The organism is Pseudomonas hormoni, assembly GCF_018502625.1.
GTDB classification, from domain to species: Bacteria; Pseudomonadota; Gammaproteobacteria; order Pseudomonadales; family Pseudomonadaceae; genus Aquipseudomonas; species Aquipseudomonas hormoni.
In genome coordinates, this window is the sequence record NZ_CP075566.1 from 3,340,153 (window position 1) to 3,359,425 (window position 19,273).

The following is a 19,273-nucleotide window of genomic DNA, read 5'->3' on the forward strand; positions in this document are numbered from 1 at the left end:
TGGGCTGTTTGGATTCGGACGAATAACAAGATTCCATTAGCCACGCCCGCTGACACCGGGCCAACGAAGAACTTTGAACCATGGCCACTATCCACGTAGACGGCAAAGAGCTCGAAGTCGATGGGGCAGACAACCTGTTACAGGCATGTCTGTCGCTAGGCCTCGATATCCCTTATTTCTGCTGGCACCCAGCCCTAGGCAGCGTTGGCGCTTGCCGCCAGTGCGCGGTCAAGCAATACACCGACGAGAACGACAAGCGTGGTCGGATCGTCATGTCGTGCATGACGCCAGCTACCGACGGCAGCTGGATCTCCATCGACGACGAAGAAGCGAAAGTATTCCGCGCCAGCGTCGTTGAATGGCTGATGACCAACCACCCTCACGACTGCCCGGTCTGTGAAGAAGGCGGTCACTGCCACCTGCAAGACATGACCGTGATGACCGGCCACAACGAGCGCCGTTATCGCTTCACCAAGCGTACTCACCAGAACCAGCAACTGGGCCCGTTCATTTCCCACGAAATGAACCGCTGCATCGCTTGCTACCGCTGCGTGCGCTTCTATAAGGACTACGCCGGCGGCACCGACCTCGGTGTATTCGGCGCCCACGACAACGTGTACTTCGGTCGCGTTGAAGACGGCACCCTGGAAAGCGAGTTCTCCGGCAACCTCACCGAGGTCTGCCCGACCGGTGTGTTCACCGACAAGACTCACTCCGAGCGCTACAACCGCAAGTGGGACATGCAGTTCTCGCCGAGCATCTGCCATGGCTGTTCCAGCGGTTGCAACATCTCCCCGGGCGAGCGTTACGGTGAACTGCGTCGGATCGAAAACCGCTTCAACGGTTCGGTCAACCAGTACTTCCTGTGCGACCGTGGCCGCTTCGGCTATGGCTACGTCAACCGCGAAGACCGCCCGCGCCAGCCTTTGCTGGCCAACGGCACCAAGCTGAGCCTCGACGAAGCGCTGGATAAAGCCGCTGACCTGCTGCGCGGTCGCAACATCGTCGGTATCGGTTCGCCGCGTGCCAGCCTCGAAAGCAACTACGCGTTGCGCGAACTGGTCGGCGCCGAGCACTTCTACTCCGGTATCGAAGCCTCCGAGCTGGAACGCATTCGTCTGGTCATGCAGGTGCTGAAAGACAGCCCGCTGCCGATCCCGAACATGCGCGACATCGAAGACCACGACGCGATCTTCGTCCTCGGTGAAGACCTGACCCAGACTGCTGCACGCATGGCCCTGTCCCTGCGTCAATCGGTCAAGGGCAAGGCCGAAGACATGGCCGACGCCATGCGTGTCCAGCCTTGGCTCGACGCCGCCGTGAAGAACATCGGTCAGCACGAACTGAACCCGCTGTTCATCGCCAGCCTGGCTGAAACCAAGCTCGACGACATCGCCGAAGAATGCGTTCACGCCGCGCCAGACGACCTGGCCCGCATCGGTTTCGCCGTGGCTCACGCCCTCGACGCCAGCGCGCCTGCCGTTGAAGGCCTGGACGCTGAAGCCGTTGAACTGGCTCAGCGCATCGCCAATGCCCTGCTGGCCGCCAAGCGTCCGCTGATCATTGCCGGCACCTCGCTGGGTTCCAAAGCGCTGATCGAAGCCGCGGCGAACATCGCCAAAGCCCTGAAGCTGCGCGAGAAGAACGGTTCCATCAGCCTGATCGTGCCTGAGGCCAACAGCCTCGGCCTGGCCATGCTCGGTGGCGAATCGGTCGATGCAGCCCTGCAAGCCGTGATCGACGGTAAGGCCGACGCCATCGTCGTGCTGGAAAACGATCTGTACACTCGCACCGACAAAGCCAAGGTTGATGCTGCCCTGACCGCCGCGAAAGTGGTGATCGTGGCAGACCATCAGAAGACCGCCACCAGCGATCGCGCGCACCTGGTTCTGCCAGCCGCCAGCTTCGCTGAAGGCGACGGTACGCTGGTCAGCCAGGAAGGTCGCGCCCAGCGCTTCTTCCAGGTTTTCGATCCGAAATACATGGACGCGAGCATCCTGGTTCACGAAGGCTGGCGCTGGCTGCATGCCCTGCGCGCCACCCTGCTGAACCAGCCGATCGACTGGACCCAGCTGGACCACGTCACCGCTGCCGTTGCTGCAAGCACGCCGCAACTGAACCGCATCGTCGATGCCGCTCCGTCCGCCGCGTTCCGCATCAAGGGCATGAAACTGGCCCGCGAACCGCTGCGTTACTCGGGCCGCACCGCCATGCGCGCCGACATCAGCGTGCACGAACCGCGTACCCCGCAAGACAACGACACCGCGTTCAACTTCTCGATGGAAGGTTACTCGGGCTCGGTCGAACCGCGTCAGCAAGTGCCATTTGCCTGGTCTCCGGGCTGGAACTCGCCGCAAGCCTGGAACAAGTTCCAGGACGAAGTCGGTGGTCACATCCGCGCTGGCGACCCGGGCACTCGCCTGATCGAAAGCAGCGGTGACTCGCTGAACTGGTTCGCCGCTGTTCCGCGCGCATTCAACCCGGCGCCAGGCACCTGGCAGGTTGTGCCGTTCTTCCACCTGCTCGGCAGCGAAGAGAACTCTTCGAAAGCCGCACCGGTTCAGGAACGCATTCCGGCTGCCTACGTGGCGCTGGCCAAGTCCGAAGCCGATCGTCTGGGTGTCAACGATGGTGCCCTGCTGAGCTTGAATGTTGCTGGCCAGACCTTGCGTCTGCCGCTGCGCATCAACGAAGAGCTGGGTGCCGGTCTGGTTGCATTGCCTGCGGGCATCGCCGGCATTCCGCCAGCGATCTTTGGCAAATCCGTTGACGGTCTGCAGGAGGCAGCGCTATGACTTGGTTCACTCCTGAAGTGATCGACGTGATCATCTCGGTCATCCAGGCCATCGTGATTCTGCTCGCCGTTGTGGTGTGCGGCGCGCTGCTGAGCTGGGTCGAGCGTCGTTTGCTCGCCCTCTGGCAGGACCGTTACGGTCCGAACCGCGTCGGCCCGTTCGGCGCGTTCCAGATCGCGGCCGACATGATCAAGATGTTCTTCAAGGAAGACTGGACGCCACCGTTCGCCGACAAGATGATCTTCACCCTGGCACCGGTCGTGGCCATGAGCGCCCTGCTGATTGCCTTCGCGATCATCCCGATCACCCCGACCTGGGGCGTGGCGGACCTGAACATCGGCATTCTGTTCTTCTTCGCCATGGCCGGTCTGTCGGTCTACGCGGTGTTGTTCGCCGGCTGGTCGAGCAACAACAAGTTCGCCCTGCTGGGCAGCTTGCGGGCTTCGGCGCAAACCGTGTCGTACGAAGTGTTCATGGGCCTGTCGCTGATGGGCATCGTGATCCAGGTCGGCTCGTTCAACATGCGCGACATCGTTGATTATCAAGCCCAGAACCTGTGGTTCATCATTCCGCAGATCTTCGGTTTCCTGACCTTCTTCATCGCCGGCGTCGCCGTGACTCACCGTCACCCGTTCGACCAGCCGGAAGCAGAGCAGGAACTGGCCGACGGTTACCACATTGAATACGCCGGCATGAAATGGGGCATGTTCTTCGTCGGCGAGTACATCGGTATCGTGCTGATTTCGGCGCTGCTGGTGACCTTGTTCTTCGGTGGCTGGCACGGTCCGTTTGGCATTTTGCCGCAGATCCCGTTCATCTGGTTCGCGCTGAAAACCGCGTTCTTCATCATGATCTTCATCCTGCTGCGCGCCTCGATTCCGCGCCCACGGTATGACCAAGTGATGGATTTCAGCTGGAAGTTCTGCCTGCCGCTGACCCTCGTCAACATGCTGGTGACCGCTGCGATCGTGTTGCTCAACACGCCCGCCGTCGCGGCTCAGTGAGGATAGAGAATCATGAAGTACATATTTGACATCGTGCATGGCTTCTTCACCCAGCTTCGCAGCCTGGTGATGATTTTCGGCCACGCCTTCCGCAAGCGCGACACGCTGCAGTACCCGGAAGAAGCCGTGTACCTGCCGCCGCGCTACCGTGGCCGTATCGTCCTGACCCGCGACCCTGACGGTGAAGAGCGTTGTGTAGCCTGCAACCTGTGCGCCGTGGCGTGCCCGGTCGGGTGCATCTCGCTGCAGAAAGCTGAAACCGAAGACGGTCGCTGGTACCCGGACTTCTTCCGCATCAACTTCTCGCGCTGCATTTTCTGCGGCCTCTGCGAGGAAGCCTGCCCGACCACCGCGATCCAGCTGACACCGGATTTCGAGATGGCCGAGTTCAAACGTCAGGACCTGGTTTACGAGAAAGAAGATCTGCTGATCTCCGGCCCCGGCAAAAACCCTGATTACAACTTCTATCGTGTTGCAGGTATGGCGATTGCCGGGAAGCCGAAAGGCTCCGCGCAGAATGAAGCCGAACCGATCAACGTGAAGAGCTTGCTGCCTTAAGGAAGAAAGATGGAATTCGCTTTCTATTTCGCATCGGGTATCGCTGTGGTGTCCACGCTTCGCGTGATCACCCACACCAACCCTGTGCACGCCCTGCTCTACCTGATCATTTCGCTGATCGCCGTGGCCATGACGTTCTTCGCCCTCGGCGCACCGTTTGCCGGTGTTCTGGAAGTGATCGCCTACGCTGGCGCCATCATGGTGCTGTTCGTGTTCGTGGTGATGATGCTGAACCTGGGCCCGGCCTCGGTTCAGCAAGAGCGCGTCTGGCTCAAGCCCGGCATCTGGCTCGGCCCGGTGATTCTCGGTGCCCTGCTGCTGGTTGAACTGCTGTACGTGCTGTTCACCCACCAGAGCGGTCAGGCCATCGGTCACACCACCGTAGACGCCAAGGCCGTGGGCATCAGCCTGTTCGGTCCGTATCTGCTGGTGGTCGAACTCGCCTCGATGCTGCTGCTCGCCGCAGCCGTCACGGCGTTCCACTTGGGCCGCAACGAAGCCAAGGAGCAATGACGATGCCTGCTATCCCTTTGGAGCATGGTCTGGCGGTCGCCGGCATCCTGTTCTGCCTCGGTCTGGTCGGCCTGATGGTCCGCCGCAACATTCTCTTCGTGCTGATGAGCCTGGAGGTCATGATGAATGCCTCCGCTTTGGCGTTCATCGTTGCCGGTAGCCGCTGGGCGCAGCCGGATGGACAGATCATGTTCATCCTGGTGATCAGCCTGGCAGCCGCCGAGGCCAGTATCGGCCTGGCGATTCTGTTGCAGCTGTATCGCCGCTTCCACACTCTCGATATCGACGCTGCCAGCGAGATGCGCGGATGAATCTTCTCTATCTGACTTTCGTATTCCCTCTCATAGGTTTCCTGCTGCTGTCGTTCTCCCGTGGACGTCTCTCGGAAAACCTGTCGGCGCTGATCGGCGTCGGTTCCATCGGCTTGTCCGCCATCGTCACGGCCTACGTGATCTGGCAATTCAACGTCGCGCCACCTGAAGGCGGTCACTACACCCAGGTGTTGTGGCAGTGGATGGCGGTGGAAGGCTTCACGCCGAACTTCGCCCTGTACCTCGATGGTCTGTCCCTGACCATGCTCGGTGTCGTGGTCGGCGTCGGCTTCCTGATCCACCTGTTCGCGTCCTGGTACATGCGCGGTGAAGCCGGTTACTCGCGCTTCTTCGCCTACACCAACCTGTTTATCGCCAGCATGCTGTTCCTGGTGCTGGGCGATAACCTGTTGTTCCTGTACTTCGGCTGGGAAGGCGTGGGCCTGTGCTCTTACCTGTTGATCGGTTTCTACTACAGCAACCGCAACAACGGTAACGCCGCACTGAAAGCCTTTATCGTGACCCGCATCGGCGACGTGTTCATGGCCATCGGCCTGTTCATCCTGTTCGCCCAACTGGGCACGCTGAACGTCCAGGAACTGCTGGTGCTGGCACCGCAGAAATTCCAGGCCGGCGACTTCTGGATGGTCATGGCCACCCTGATGCTGCTGGGCGGCGCTGTCGGTAAATCCGCGCAACTGCCGCTGCAAACCTGGCTGGCGGATGCGATGGCCGGCCCTACCCCGGTTTCGGCACTGATCCACGCCGCGACCATGGTGACCGCCGGTGTCTACCTGATCGCCCGTACCCACGGTCTGTTCACCCTGGCGCCGGAGATCCTGCACCTGGTCGGCATCGTCGGCGGCGTGACCCTGGTTCTCGCCGGTTTTGCCGCACTGGTCCAGACCGACATCAAACGTATCCTCGCCTACTCGACCATGAGCCAGATCGGCTACATGTTCCTGGCGCTGGGCGTGGGTGCCTGGGATGGCGCGATCTTCCACCTGATGACCCACGCGTTCTTCAAGGCGTTGTTGTTCCTTGCGTCCGGTGCGGTGATCGTTGCCTGCCATCACGAGCAGAACATCTTCAAGATGGGCGGCCTGTGGAAGAAGCTGCCACTGGCCTACGCCAGCTTCATCGTCGGCGGCGCGGCCCTGGCGGCCCTGCCACTGGTGACTGCAGGCTTCTACTCCAAGGACGAAATCCTTTGGGAAGCGTTTGCCAGCGGCAACAACGGTCTGCTGTACGCCGGTCTGGTCGGTGCGTTCATGACCTCGCTGTACACCTTCCGCCTGATCTTCATCGCGTTCCACGGTGAAGCGAAGACTGAAGCGCACGCCGGTCACGGCATTGCTCACTGGCTGCCACTGTCGGTACTGATCGTATTGTCCACCGCCATTGGCGCGATGATCGTTCCGCCGCTGCACGGTGTGCTGCCACAAAGCGTCGGCCACGCCGGCGGCGAAGCCAAGCACAGTCTGGAAATCGCTTCGGGCGCCATCGCCCTGGCCGGTATCCTGCTGGCCGCGCTGCTGTTCCTCGGCAAGCGTCGTTTCGTCACTGCAATCGCCAACAGCGGCATCGGCCGCTTCCTTTCGGCCTGGTGGTTCGCTGCCTGGGGCTTCGACTGGATCTACGACAAACTGTTCGTCAAGCCATACCTGGCGATCAGCCACGTACTGCGCAAAGACCCGCTCGACCAGACCATCGGTCTGATCCCGCGTATGGCCAAAGGCGGTCACACCGCCCTGAGCCGTACCGAAACCGGTCAACTGCGTTGGTACGCGGCCTCGATGGCAGCCGGCTCCGTGCTGGTCATCGGCGCCATCGTGCTGGTAGCGGTCTGAATATGAACCTTGCGAACTTGCGAAAGGAATTGAGCCCGTCATGATTCTGCCTTGGCTAATCCTGATCCCCTTCATCGGCGGCCTGCTGTGCTGGATGGGTGAGCGCTTCGGCGCCACCCTCCCCCGCTGGATTGCGCTGATCACCATGTCCCTGTTGCTCTCCCTCGGCCTCTGGCTGTGGGCCAACGGTGACTATTCATTTGCCCCGGCGCCTGGCGCCGACCCGACCTGGGCGCTTGAGTTCAAGCACATCTGGATCGAGCGCTTCGGCATCAGCGTGCACCTGGCCCTCGACGGCCTGTCGCTGCTGATGATCATGCTGACCGGTCTGCTGGGCGTACTCTCGGTCCTCTGCTCGTGGAAAGAGATTCAACGTCACGTTGGCTTCTTCCACCTGAACCTGATGTGGATCCTGGGCGGTGTCGTCGGCGTGTTCCTCGCCCTCGACCTGTTCATGTTCTTCTTCTTCTGGGAAATGATGCTGGTGCCGATGTACTTCCTCATCGCGCTCTGGGGTCACAGTTCTTCGGACGGCAAGAAAACCCGGATCTACGCGGCGACCAAGTTCTTCATCTTCACTCAGGCTTCCGGCCTGATCATGCTGGTGGCGATCCTCGGTCTGGTTCTGGTCAACTTCAACGACACCGGCGTGATTACCTTCAACTACGCCGACCTGTTGAAAACCAAGATGTCGCTGACCACCGAGTACATCCTGATGCTCGGTTTCTTCATCGCCTTCGCGGTGAAGCTGCCAGTGGTGCCGTTCCACTCCTGGTTGCCTGACGCTCACGCCCAGGCGCCAACCGCGGGTTCGGTCGACCTGGCCGGTATCCTGTTGAAAACCGCTGCTTACGGTCTGCTGCGTTTCGCCCTGCCGCTGTTCCCGAATGCCTCGGCCGAGTTCGCGCCGATCGCCATGACCCTCGGTCTGATCGGGATCTTCTACGGCGCGTTCCTGGCCTTCGCACAAACCGACATCAAGCGTCTGATCGCCTTCTCGTCCGTTTCCCACATGGGCTTCGTACTGATCGGCATCTACTCCGGCAGCCAACTGGCGCTGCAGGGCGCGGTGATGCAGATGTTGGCGCACGGTCTGTCGGCCGCGGCACTCTTTATCCTCAGTGGTCAACTGTACGAGCGCACCCATACCCGCGACATGCGTGAAATGGGTGGCCTGTGGTCGAAGATCGCTTACCTGCCAGCCCTCAGCCTGTTCTTTGCAGCGGCGTCCCTGGGCTTGCCGGGTACCGGTAACTTCGTCGGTGAGTTCCTGATCCTGATCGGCACCTTCCCCGCTGCGCCTTTGGTCACCATCATCGCGACGTCGGGCCTGGTGTTCGGTTCGGTCTACTCGCTGATCATGATCCACCGTGCGTATTTCGGTCCGGCCAAATCGGACGCGGTACTGCATGGCATGGACGGTCGCGAACTGATCATGGTGGTCGGGCTTGCGGCGCTGCTGATCTACATCGGCGTGTACCCGCAACCGTTCCTCGATACCTCTGCCGCGACGATGCATGGCGTGCAGCAATGGCTCGGCACCGCCTTCACTCAACTCGCTTCGGCCCGGTAAGAGCGCTATGGAATTCACGACTCAACACTTTATCGCGCTAGCGCCGTTGTTGATCACCAGCGCCACGATCATCGTGGTGATGCTGGCGATCGCCTGGCGCCGCAACCACTCGCAGACCTTCCTGATTTCCGTGGCGGGTCTGAACCTGGCGCTGCTGTCGATCCTGCCAGCCCTGAAAGTCGCGCCACTGGCGGTGACTCCACTGCTGCAGATCGATAACTTCGCCTGCTTGTACATGGCGCTGATCCTGGTCGCCACCCTCGCTTGTGTGACCCTCGCCCACGCCTACCTCGGCGATGGCGGTTCGGGTTACCCGGGCAACCGCGAAGAACTGTACCTGCTGATCCTGATGGCCGCCGCCGGTGGCCTGGTTCTGGTCAGCGCGCAGCACCTGGCCGGGTTGTTCATCGGCCTGGAACTGTTGTCGGTGCCGGTCTACGGCCTGGTGGCTTACGCCTTCTTCAACAAGCGTTCGCTGGAAGCCGGTATCAAGTACATGGTGCTGTCGGCCGCCGGTTCCGCGTTCCTGTTGTTCGGTATGGCCCTGCTCTACGCCGACTCCGGCAGCCTGAGCTTCGTCGGCATCGGCCAGGCCCTCGCGGCCACCGGCCTGCCAAGCTCGCTGGCGCAACTGGGCCTGGGCATGATGCTGATCGGTCTGGCGTTCAAACTGTCGCTGGTGCCGTTCCACCTCTGGACCCCGGACGTTTACGAAGGTGCTCCGGCACCGGTGGCGGCGTTCCTGGCGACCGCTTCCAAAGTCGCGGTGTTCGCGGTGATGGTGCGTCTGTTCCAGATCTCGCCAGCGGCGAGCAGCGGTGTACTCAGCGACGTGCTGACCATCATCGCCATCGCCTCGATCCTGTTCGGTAACCTGCTGGCACTGACCCAGAGCAACCTCAAGCGTCTGCTGGGTTATTCGTCCATCGCTCACTTCGGTTACCTGCTGATCGCCCTGGTGGCGAGCAAGGGTCTGGCCGTGGAAGCCATTGGCGTGTACCTGGTCACCTATGTGATCACCAGCCTCGGCGCGTTCGGCGTGATCACCCTGATGTCCTCGCCGTACAACGGCCGTGACGCCGATGCCCTGTACGAATACCGAGGCCTGTTCTGGCGCCGTCCGTACCTGACCGCCGTCCTGACCGTGATGATGCTGTCCCTGGCCGGTATCCCGCTGACTGCGGGCTTCATCGGCAAGTTCTACATCATCGCCACCGGTGTCGAGTCGCACCAATGGTGGCTGGTCGGTTCCCTGGTACTGGGCAGCGCCATCGGCGTGTTCTACTACCTGCGCGTCATGGTCACCCTGTACCTGATGGAGCCAAACCTGCGTCGCCACGATGCGCAACTGCACTGGGAACAACGTGCAGGCGGCGTGATGCTGCTGGCCATCGCCGTACTGGCGTTCTTCCTCGGGCTGTATCCGCAGCCGTTGCTGGCACTGGTTCAGCAGTCGGGGTTGGCGGGTTGATCGTTTAGCGATACCCGGTAGAAAACAGAAACGGCACCTTCGGGTGCCGTTTTTGCGTTTGAGGGTTATAGAAACCTGTGGCGAGGGAGCTTGCTCCCGTTGGACTGCGCAGCAGTCCCACTTTCAGTGAACACGGTGTGTCAGTTCAACCACAGCAGGTTGAAGTTAGCGCCTGCTTCGCAGCCGAGCGGGAGCAAGCTCCCTCGCCACAGGTAATCTGTTGTCCTGATGACTATGTTTAGACTGGAGAACGGTGTTGTCTCAGATGGCCCCATCGCGAGCTTGCCCGCGAAAGCGGTGGCACAGGCACCAACAAAAACGGCACCCTCGGGTGCCGTTTTTGCGTTTGAGGGTTATAGAAACCTGTGGCGAGGGAGCTTGCTCCCGTTGGACTGCGCAGCAGTCCCACTTTCAGTGAACACGGTGTGTCAGTTCAACCACAGCAGGTTGAAGTTAGCGCCTGCTTCGCAGCCGAGCGGGAGCAAGCTCCCTCGCCACAGGTAATCTGTTGTCCTGATGACTATGTTTAGACTGGAGAACGGTGTTGTCTCAGATGGCCTCTTCGCGAGCTTGCCCGCGAAAGCGGTGGCGCAGGCACCAACAAAAACGGCACCTTCGGGTGCCGTTTTTGCGTTTGAGGGTTATAGAAACCTGTGGCGAGGGAGCTTGCTCCCGTTGGACTGCGCAGCAGTCCCACTTTCAGTGAACACGGTGTGTCAGTTCAACCACAGCAGGTTGAAGTTAGCGCCTGCTTCGCAGCCGAGCGGGAGCAAGCTCCCTCGCCACAGGTAATCTGTTGTCCTGATGACTATGTTTAGACTGGAGAACGGTGTTGTCTCAGATGGCCTCTTCGCGAGCTTGCCCGCGAAAGCGGTGGCACAGGCACCAAAAAAAACGGCACCTTCCGGTGCCGTTCGCCTTTCACAGTCCAACCATTACTTACGCGCGTCTGCCCATGATTTCAGCAGTTCGTTGTAGTTCACGGTTTCACCCTTAGGCTTCTCGTTCGCCAGTTTCGGTTTCGGTGCACCCGGCTGATCGAACCAGTATTGCGCGTCGCGCTCAGGGTTCATTTTCGGTGCGCAGGTGGTTTGTGCCTTCGAGCGTTCCAGACGGGACATGATCGCGTCCTGATCCTTGGCCAGACCGTCGAGTGCCTGTTGCGGGGTTTTCTCGCCGCTGGCGGCTTCGGCGATGTGGCTCCACCACAGTTGCGCCAGACGCGGATAGTCCGGCACGTTGGTCCCGGTCGGGGTCCATTGCACACGGGCCGGGCTGCGATAGAACTCCACCAGGCCACCGAGTTTCGGTGCCAGGTCGGTCATGGCTTGCGAGTTGATGTCCGACTCGCGGATCGGGGTCAGGCCGACAATGGTTTTCTTCAGCGAAACGGTTTTCGACGTCACGAACTGCGCATAGAGCCAGGCGGCGAGCTTCTGTTTCTCAGGCGTGGACTTCATGAACGTCCAGGAACCCACGTCCTGATACCCCAGCTTCATGCCCTCTTCCCAGTACGGCCCACGTGGTGATGGCGCCATGCGCCATTTCGGTGTGCCGTCGGCGTTCATCACCGCCAGACCCGGTTTGGTCATGTCGGCGGTGAACGCGGTGTACCAGAAGATCTGCTGGGCGATGTTGCCCTGGGACGGCACCGGACCGGATTCGGAGAAGGTCATGCCCGCCGCTTCCGGTGGCGCGTACTTCTTCAGCCAGTCGACGTATTTGGTGGTGGCAAACACGGCCGCCGGGCCGTTGGTGTCGCCGCCGCGGGTTACGCTGGAGCCCACCGGATGGCAGTCCTCGACGCGGATGCCCCACTCGTCCACCGGCAAACCGTTGGGGATGCCTTTGTCGCCAGCACCGGCCATGGAGAACCAGGCGTCGGTGAAGCGCCAACCCAGGGACGGGTCTTTCTTGCCGTAGTCCATGTGCCCGTAAACGCGCTTGCCGTCGATTTCCTTGACGTCTTCGCTGAAGAACTTGGCGATGTCTTCATAGGCCGACCAGTTCACCGGTACGCCCAACTCGTAGCCGTACTTTTCCTTGAACTTGGCTTTCAGGTCCGCGCGTTCGAACCAGTCGGCGCGAAACCAGTACAGGTTGGCGAACTGCTGGTCGGGCAACTGATAGATCTTGCCGTCCGGCGCGGTGGTGAAGGAGATGCCGATAAAGTCTTTGATATCGAGTGTCGGCGAGGTGAAGTTCTTGCCCTCGTTGGCCATCAGGTCGGTGATCGACTCGGTCTTGCCGTAGCGAAAGTGCGTACCGATCAGGTCCGAGTCGTTGACCCAGCCGTCATAGATGTTTTTGTCCGATTGCATCTGGGTCTGCAGCTTTTCCACCACGTCGCCTTCCTGCAGCAGGTCGTGGGTCAGCTTGATCCCCGTGATCTCGGTAAAGGCCTTGGCCAGCGTTTTCGACTCATACTCGTGGGTGGCGATGGTTTCCGACACCACCTTGATGCTCATCCCGCGAAACGGCTCGGCCGCCTTGATGAACCACTTCAGCTCTTCGAGTTGTTGTTCGGCCGTCAGCGTGGACGGCTTGAATTCACTGCCGATCCATTTCTTCGCGGCGTCTTCATAGGCATCGGCCCAGGCCGAAGCGCTCAAACCGCTGAGTGCCAGCATGGCTGCCAATGAAATGCTATGTCGCAGCTTATTGTTTTTGTCGAACATAGAGACCTCCTTATTGGGTTTCGGAGCAACATTGCCGAGCGACTCGACTAGCCCCAACGCATCACAGCCAACAGCCACACCAGGGACAACGCGGACGCTACCCAGATGCTCCAGTCGGTGACGCCGATTACCAGCAAATGCAGGTAGGCGCTGCCGAGAAGACCGATAAACAGCCGATCGCCACGGGTGGTGGCAATCGGCAAAAAACCACGCCGAAGAATGCTCGGCGAACGCAACTCCCAGGTCGTCATGCCGACCAGGATCAAGGCAATGACACAGAAAAACGTTGCCGTCGGGACGGTCCAGCTCATCCATTCCATCATCAGTTCCTCATACCCGGCCCAAGGCAAAGCCCTTGGCCACGTGGTTACGGACAAACCAGATCACCAGCATGCCCGGCAGGATGGTCAACACCCCTGCCGCCGCCAGCACACCCCAGTCGATGCCGGATGCCGAGACGGTGCGGGTCATCACCGCTGCAATCGGCTTGGCATTCACCGACGTCAGCGTCCGCGCCAGCAGCAGCTCGACCCAGGAAAACATGAAGCAGAAAAACGCCGTCACACCGATCCCCGAGCCAATCAGCGGCACGAAAATCTTCACGAAGAACTTGGGAAAACTGTAGCCATCAATGTAGGCGGTTTCGTCGATTTCTTTCGGAACGCCGGACATGAAGCCCTCGAGAATCCACACCGCCAACGGCACGTTGAACAGGCAATGCGCCAATGCCACCGCGATGTGCGTGTCGAACAGACCGATCGAGGAATACAGTTGGAAGAACGGCAACAGAAACACGGCCGGGGGCGCCATGCGGTTGGTCAGCAGCCAGAAGAACAGGTGCTTGTCGCCCAGAAAGCGATAACGCGAGAACGCATACGCTGCCGGCAACGCCACGCTCAGGGAGATCACCGTGTTCAGGCTCACGTAATACAGCGAGTTTAGGTAACCGGTGTACCAGGCCGGATCGGTGAAGATCACCTTGTAGTTGGCAAAGGTGAAATCCTGCGGAAACAGCGTCAGGCCGCTGAGGATTTCAGTGTTGCTCTTGAAGGACATGTTCAGCAGCCAGTAGATAGGCACCAGCAGGAACAGGATGTAGATCAGCAGCGGAATGAGCTTTCTTTTACTCATGGCAGACCTCAGCGGTTGGCGTCAGAGTGAGTCATGGCGGTGTAGAACAGCCAGGACACCAACAGGATGATCAGGAAATACACCAGCGAGAAAGCCGCCGCGGGGCCGAGGTCGAACTGCCCGATGGCCATCTGCGTCAGGGTCTGGCTGAGGAAGGTCGTGGCATTTCCCGGCCCGCCGCCCGTGAGCACGAACGGCTCGGTGTAGATCATGAAACTGTCCATGAACCGCAGCATCACCGCGATCAACAGCACGCTCTTGAGCTTGGGCAACTGGATGTGTCGGAAAACCGCCCAGGCGGATGCCCGATCAATCCGGGCTGCCTGGTAATACACGTCCGGAATCGCCCGCAGACCTGAGAAACACAGCAACGCCACCAACGACGTCCAGTGCCAGACGTCCATCACCAGCACCGTGACCCAGGCGTCCATGGTGTTGGCCGCATAGTTGTAGCTGATCCCCATCGCATTGAGGCTCGACCCGAGCAAACCAATGTCGGCCCGGCCGAAAATCTGCCAGATCGTCCCGACCACGTTCCACGGAATCAGCAGCGGAATCGCCAGAATGATCAGCACCAACGATGACCAGCGACCCTTGGTCGGCATGGTCAGGGCGATGGCGATGCCCAGCGGGATTTCGATCAGCAACACACAACCGGAGTAGATGAACTGACGGAGCAGCGAGTCGTGCAGCCGTGGGTCGAGCAGCACCTGCTTGTACCAGTCGGCGCCGACGAAGTAGCGGCTGGACTGGTCGAAGATGTCCTGCACCGAATAGTTGACCACGGTCATCATCGGGATCACCGCACTGAACGCCACCAGCAAAAACACCGGCAGGACCAGCCACCAGGCCTTGTTGTTCTGCACCTTGTTCATGGCAGCACCTCCAGCAGGTAATCATCGGCGTAGACCATCAACCACTGTGCCGGGAAGCTGATGTACGCCGTGCCTTCCGGCACCGGTTTGTCCTCGGCCAGGCGCACTTTCAACGGCGCGCCGTCGAGGTTGAGGGTCATGATCTTGTAGGTGCCGAGGTCTTCGACGTGTATGACCTGTGCCTGCATCGCGTCATCAAACGGCTCGTCCCACACATGCACGAACTCCGGACGGATGCCGACCTTCAGGGTTTTCCACTCGGACTCAGCGATGCGTTGCTGCTGCGCCTCGGACAACGGCAAGTGCGTCGAGGCGAATCCGACGCCACCCGGTTGCGGCTGCACCTCGATCAGGTTCATCCCCGGGCTGCCGATGAAGTAGCCGACAAATGTGTGGCTCGGCCGCTCGAACAATTCTCGCGGCGTACCGAATTGCACGATCTGCCCGCCGTACATCACCGCAATCTTGTCGGCGAAGGTCGAGGCCTCCAGTTGATCGTGGGTGACGTAGACCATGGTGATGTTGAACTGCTCGTGGATCTGCTTGAGCTTGCGCCGCAGCTTCCACTTCAGGTGCGGGTCGATCACGGTCAGCGGTTCATCGAACAGGATGGCCGAGACGTCATCACGCACCAATCCGCGGCCCATGGAGACTTTCTGTTTTTCGTCGGCGGTGAGGTTGCGCGCCTTTTTGCTCAGCAGCGCCTGGAGGTCGAGGACCTCGGCAATTTCCTGCACCTTGCTGTGAATTTTCGCTTCGGCCATGCCCTGATTGCGCAGTGGGAAGGCCAGGTTGTCGAACACCGTCATGGTGTCGTAGACCACTGGAAACTGGAAAACCTGGGCGATGTTGCGCTTCTCGGGGGTCAGGTCGTTGACCACTTTGCTGTCGAACAGCACCTGGCCCTGGGACGGGCTGAGCAACCCGGAAATGATGTTGAGCAACGTCGACTTGCCGCAGCCCGAAGGCCCGAGCAAGGCGTAAGCACCGCCCTGCTCCCAGACGTGATCCATCTCGCGGATCGCGTAATCCTCGGGGCCGGTCGGCGTGCTGGTGTAGCTGTGGGCGAGGTGCTGCAATCGGATTTCGGCCATCAGGCAACCCTCGCGATGCGGCGACCGGGCGCCTGGACCAGCCGCCCCTGCGCATCGAACACAAACAGTTTATGGGTCGGGATGTAGATGCGAATCGGCGCATCGACGTCGTATTCATGGACGCCGGGCAAGTGCAGCACCAACAGGAAATGCTCGTTGCGCACGTGCAGGAAAGTTTCCGAACCGCTGATCTCGGCCACCTCGACGGTCACCGCGAGTTCAAGGTCATCGTCGTTGCTCGGCACCAGTGAGATATGGCTCGGCCGCACACCAAAACGGAATTCGCCCTCGCCCACCGGGCGCAAATCCACGTTCAGCGGGAAGTGCACGAAATTGGCGAAACTGACTTCGTTGCCGGCGATGCGGCCCGGCATCAGGTTGATCGGCGGTTCGGAGAACAACTCCGCCGCCAGCACGGATTGCGGCTGGTGATAGACCTCGGAGGACTTGCCGCTCTGGATCACCCGGCCTTCATGAAGAATGGTCGTGGTGCCGCCCAGCGCCAGCGCTTCGTTGGGCTCGGTGGTGGCGTAGATGGCGATGGTGTGCCGCGCCTTGAACAGCTCGCGCATTTCCTGACGCAGCTCTTCGCGCAGTTTGTAGTCGAGGTTGACCAGCGGCTCATCGAACAGGATCAGCTCGGCGTCCTTGACCAATGCGCGGGCCATGGCGGTGCGCTGTTGCTGGCCGCCGGAGAGCTCCAGCGGGTAGCGCTGGAGAAACTTCTCGATGCGCAGCATCTTCGCGGTTTCCAGCACCTTGCTCTGGATCAGCTCGTTGGAAACGCCGCCCTGGCGCAACGGCGAGGCGATGTTCTCGAACACCGTCATGGTCGGGTAATTGATGAACTGCTGATAGACCATCGACACGTTGCGCAGGCGCACCGGGCGTTGGGTGACGTCGACGCCGTTCATCAGGATGCGCCCGCTGTCGGGCTTGTCCAGACCCGCCATCAGGCGCATGAGACTGGTTTTGCCGGACAGCGTGCGGCCGAGCAAAACGTTGAAGGAACCGGGTTCAAAACTAAGGCACGCATCGTCGATCCAGGTCTGGCCCTCGACGGTGCGGCTGACGTGCTCCAGAGTGAGTGACATGGCTCGGCCTTTTTATTATTGGAGTCAAGCGACCGGAGCTACAGAGCGACATTCGTGCCAGAAATTGCAAGTGGTTGATCTGGTTTGAAAATCCTTCAACAAGAGGAAAAACCGGGTTCGTTGCTGAACAGAAATGAACAACCGCGACTGAACAATTGAACAGTTCAACGGTTGACAATGAACAATAGTGAACAACACTCTACGGACTGTTCACGGTCCCTGTAGGAGCACGGCTTGCCGGCGAAGGCGTCCTTGAAATCGCCTTCGCCGGCAAGCCGTGCACCTACAGTACGCTTCAGATGCAAGACTAGAATTGCAAAACCTGTGGGAGCGGGCTTGCTCGCGATAGCGGTATGTCAGTCAATGTTGATGTCGACTGACCCACCGCTATCGCGAGCAAGCCCGCTCCCACAGGGGGAATACCTATAACAACAATAAAAGCGTTATTCAGAGGCTGACTGTAATGGCCGCACCTGCCCCCGTTTTGTCACACGATGCCATCATCCAGGACTCCTGGTCCCGTTGCCGCGCGTTCGGTCTCGATCACCAAAGCACCCCCGCCTTCGACCAGCTGCCCGCCGAGAGCATCGCGCAGCTACTGGAAAGCCAGCATTCGCTGGTGCAGACCACCCATCAGGAAGTCCTGCCGTACTACGAGAACATCCTGAGCAATTCCAATTGCCTGATCATGCTCGCCGACAATCAGGGCCAGGTCTTGACCTCCTGGGGAACCCAGCGCTTTATCGAGCCGAGCCTGACCCGCGGTTTCAGCGCCGGCGCGAGCTGGATGGAACGCTGCAGCGGCACCAATGCGATCGGCACCGCACTGGCCTGCGAGCAGGCGGTGCACATCGAGCACGATGAACACTTCCTCAAGGCCAACCGCTTCATGACCGGCTCCGCTGCGCCGATTTTCGATGCCGAACGCAAGGTGATCGCGGTGCTGGACGTGTCCAGCGACAGCTACCTGCCGCCGTCCCACACCCTCGGCATGGTCAAGATGATGAGCCAGACCGTGGAAAACCGGCTGATCCTCAACCTGTTCCACGGCCAGCATTTTCAACTGACGTTCAACACCGGGTTGAACAACCTCGACAGCCAATGGGCAGGGTTGCTGATTTTCGATGAAACCGGCCAGGTGTTGTCCGCCAATCGCCGGGCCGACAATTTGCTCGGCATCAGCCTGTCGCGGGTCAGTATCGAGAGTCTGTTCAAGGTCTCGTTGCTGGAACTGCTGAATCAGCCGGATGGCCTGCCCTTCTCCCTTCAGGCCTCGGGGCGTAACCGCTTCCAGTGCCTGTTGAAGCGTCCGAAACAGGCACCGATTCAGGCGCGGCTATTTTCTGAAACAAAGAGCGCGGAAACCAAGAGCGCCGAACCTGCCGCGATCAACCTCAATACGCTGCACTTCGGCGACAGCCGCGTGGAAAAAGCCGTGCGCCAGGCCGAGCGCTTGCTGGAGAAAGACATACCGCTGTTGATTCACGGCGAAACCGGAGTCGGCAAGGAAGTCTTCGTCAAAGCCCTGCATCAGGCCAGTTCTCGCAGCAAACAATCGTTCATTGCCGTCAACTGTGCAGCGATCCCCGCCGAACTGGTGGAATCCGAGCTGTTTGGCTACGAGAAAGGTGCGTTCACCGGCGCGAATCAGAAAGGCAGCATCGGGCTGATCCGCAAGGCTGACAAAGGCACGCTGTTCCTTGATGAAATTGGCGACATGCCACTGCCGACTCAGGCGCGGCTGTTAAGGGTTTTGCAGGAACGTTGCGTTCAACCGGTGGGCAGCAGCGAGTTGTACCCGGTGGACATCCGGATCATTTCGGCCACCAACCGCTCATTGCGCGAGCAGGTTCAGTTAGGCCGGTTTCGCGAAGACCTTTATTACCGGATCGGCGGTTTGACCCTGGAATTGCCACCGCTACGGGAACGCAGTGACAAGCAGGCCCTGTTCAAACGGTTGTGGGAGCAACATCGCGAGCCGTCGCAGTGGGCCGGATTGAGCCGTGAAGTGATGGAGTTGTTCAGCCGTCATCCGTGGCCGGGGAATTTAAGGCAGGTCAGCAGCGTGATGCAGGTGGCGCTGGCCATGGCGGAGGAACAACCGGTGCGGCCAGAGCATTTGCCGGACGATTTTTTTGTCGATCTGGAAATGGAGCCGGTGGATTCGCCGGAAACCCTGGCGGTGGATTTGAATGATGCCGAGGATTTGAATCGGCAGTTGCAGGCGGCTGGGGGAAATATTTCGCATTTGGCGCGCAGGCTCGGGGTTAGCCGTAATACCCTTTACAAGCGGTTGCGCCAGGTCGAGTAACGAGTGAGCCGTGCT

The 19,273-nt window shown here is 60.2% G+C and carries 15 protein-coding genes; 9 read left to right on the forward strand and 6 right to left on the reverse strand.

Annotated features, from left to right (window positions below):
* Positions 1-80 precede the first annotated feature (80 nt).
* Genes nuoG through nuoN form a run of 8 tightly spaced genes read left to right on the forward strand, consistent with a single transcriptional unit; the run spans position 81 to position 10,075 of the window.
* Positions 81-2,795 carry an NADH-quinone oxidoreductase subunit NuoG gene (nuoG, locus tag KJF94_RS15570; RefSeq protein WP_214377216.1) on the forward strand — a complete coding sequence of 905 codons (2,715 nt, stop codon included), beginning with the start codon at positions 81-83 and terminating at the stop codon, positions 2,793-2,795.
* Positions 2,792-3,799: an NADH-quinone oxidoreductase subunit NuoH gene (nuoH, locus tag KJF94_RS15575; protein WP_214377217.1), complete on the forward strand. Its 1,008-nt coding sequence runs from the start codon at positions 2,792-2,794 to the stop codon at positions 3,797-3,799. Before nuoG ends, nuoH begins: the two co-directional genes overlap by 4 nt.
* A 12-nt stretch (positions 3,800-3,811) precedes the next feature.
* Positions 3,812-4,357, forward strand: coding sequence for an NADH-quinone oxidoreductase subunit NuoI (gene nuoI, locus KJF94_RS15580; protein WP_157712570.1), 546 nt, complete (start codon positions 3,812-3,814; stop codon positions 4,355-4,357).
* 9 nt (positions 4,358-4,366) lie between these two features.
* Positions 4,367-4,870, forward strand: a complete 504-nt coding sequence (nuoJ, locus tag KJF94_RS15585) for an NADH-quinone oxidoreductase subunit J (RefSeq protein WP_214377218.1) — start codon at positions 4,367-4,369, stop codon at positions 4,868-4,870.
* A gap of 2 nt (positions 4,871-4,872) precedes the next feature.
* Positions 4,873-5,181 (forward strand): NADH-quinone oxidoreductase subunit NuoK, encoded by a 309-nt coding sequence (nuoK, locus tag KJF94_RS15590; RefSeq protein WP_007940879.1) that lies wholly within the window; start codon positions 4,873-4,875, stop codon positions 5,179-5,181.
* A complete protein-coding gene (nuoL, locus tag KJF94_RS15595) occupies positions 5,178-7,031 on the forward strand; it encodes an NADH-quinone oxidoreductase subunit L (RefSeq protein WP_214377219.1) in 1,854 nt (617 codons plus the stop codon). Before nuoK ends, nuoL begins: the two co-directional genes overlap by 4 nt.
* A 40-nt stretch (positions 7,032-7,071) precedes the next feature.
* Positions 7,072-8,604, forward strand: coding sequence for an NADH-quinone oxidoreductase subunit M (nuoM, locus tag KJF94_RS15600; RefSeq protein ID WP_214377220.1), 1,533 nt, complete (start codon positions 7,072-7,074; stop codon positions 8,602-8,604).
* A gap of 7 nt (positions 8,605-8,611) precedes the next feature.
* The gene (nuoN, locus tag KJF94_RS15605) at positions 8,612-10,075 is read left to right on the forward strand and encodes an NADH-quinone oxidoreductase subunit NuoN (protein WP_214377221.1); all 1,464 of its coding nucleotides are present in this window, start codon (positions 8,612-8,614) and stop codon (positions 10,073-10,075) included.
* A 935-nt stretch (positions 10,076-11,010) separates the two neighbouring features.
* On the opposite strand, the gene KJF94_RS15610 is transcribed toward nuoN, so the two are convergent.
* Genes KJF94_RS15610 through KJF94_RS15635 form a run of 6 tightly spaced genes read right to left on the reverse strand, consistent with a single transcriptional unit; the run spans position 11,011 to position 16,947 of the window.
* Entirely contained in the window at positions 11,011-12,753 is a 1,743-nt protein-coding gene (locus KJF94_RS15610) for an ABC transporter substrate-binding protein (protein ID WP_214377222.1), read from the reverse strand.
* Between the two features lie 47 nt (positions 12,754-12,800).
* Positions 12,801-13,073 (reverse strand): DUF2160 domain-containing protein, encoded by a 273-nt coding sequence (locus KJF94_RS15615; protein WP_031319023.1) that lies wholly within the window; start codon positions 13,071-13,073, stop codon positions 12,801-12,803.
* A 10-nt stretch (positions 13,074-13,083) separates the two neighbouring features.
* A complete protein-coding gene (locus KJF94_RS15620) occupies positions 13,084-13,884 on the reverse strand; it encodes a carbohydrate ABC transporter permease (protein ID WP_017339615.1) in 801 nt (266 codons plus the stop codon).
* An 8-nt stretch (positions 13,885-13,892) separates the two neighbouring features.
* On the reverse strand, positions 13,893-14,759 hold the full coding sequence (locus KJF94_RS15625) for a carbohydrate ABC transporter permease (RefSeq protein WP_033057091.1): 867 nt from the start codon (positions 14,757-14,759) through the stop codon (positions 13,893-13,895).
* Positions 14,756-15,853, reverse strand: coding sequence for an ABC transporter ATP-binding protein (locus tag KJF94_RS15630; protein WP_214377223.1), 1,098 nt, complete (start codon positions 15,851-15,853; stop codon positions 14,756-14,758). Before KJF94_RS15630 ends, KJF94_RS15625 begins: the two co-directional genes overlap by 4 nt.
* Complete coding sequence (locus KJF94_RS15635) at positions 15,853-16,947, reverse strand: ABC transporter ATP-binding protein (protein ID WP_084321340.1); 1,095 nt, start codon at positions 16,945-16,947, stop codon at positions 15,853-15,855. The genes KJF94_RS15630 and KJF94_RS15635 overlap by 1 nt, the downstream gene beginning before the upstream one ends.
* A 463-nt stretch (positions 16,948-17,410) precedes the next feature.
* Here KJF94_RS15635 and KJF94_RS15640 point away from each other — a divergent pair, with 463 nt between their 5' ends.
* Positions 17,411-19,258, forward strand: coding sequence for a sigma-54-dependent Fis family transcriptional regulator (locus KJF94_RS15640; protein WP_214377224.1), 1,848 nt, complete (start codon positions 17,411-17,413; stop codon positions 19,256-19,258).
* The last annotated feature ends 15 nt before the right edge of the window (positions 19,259-19,273 follow it).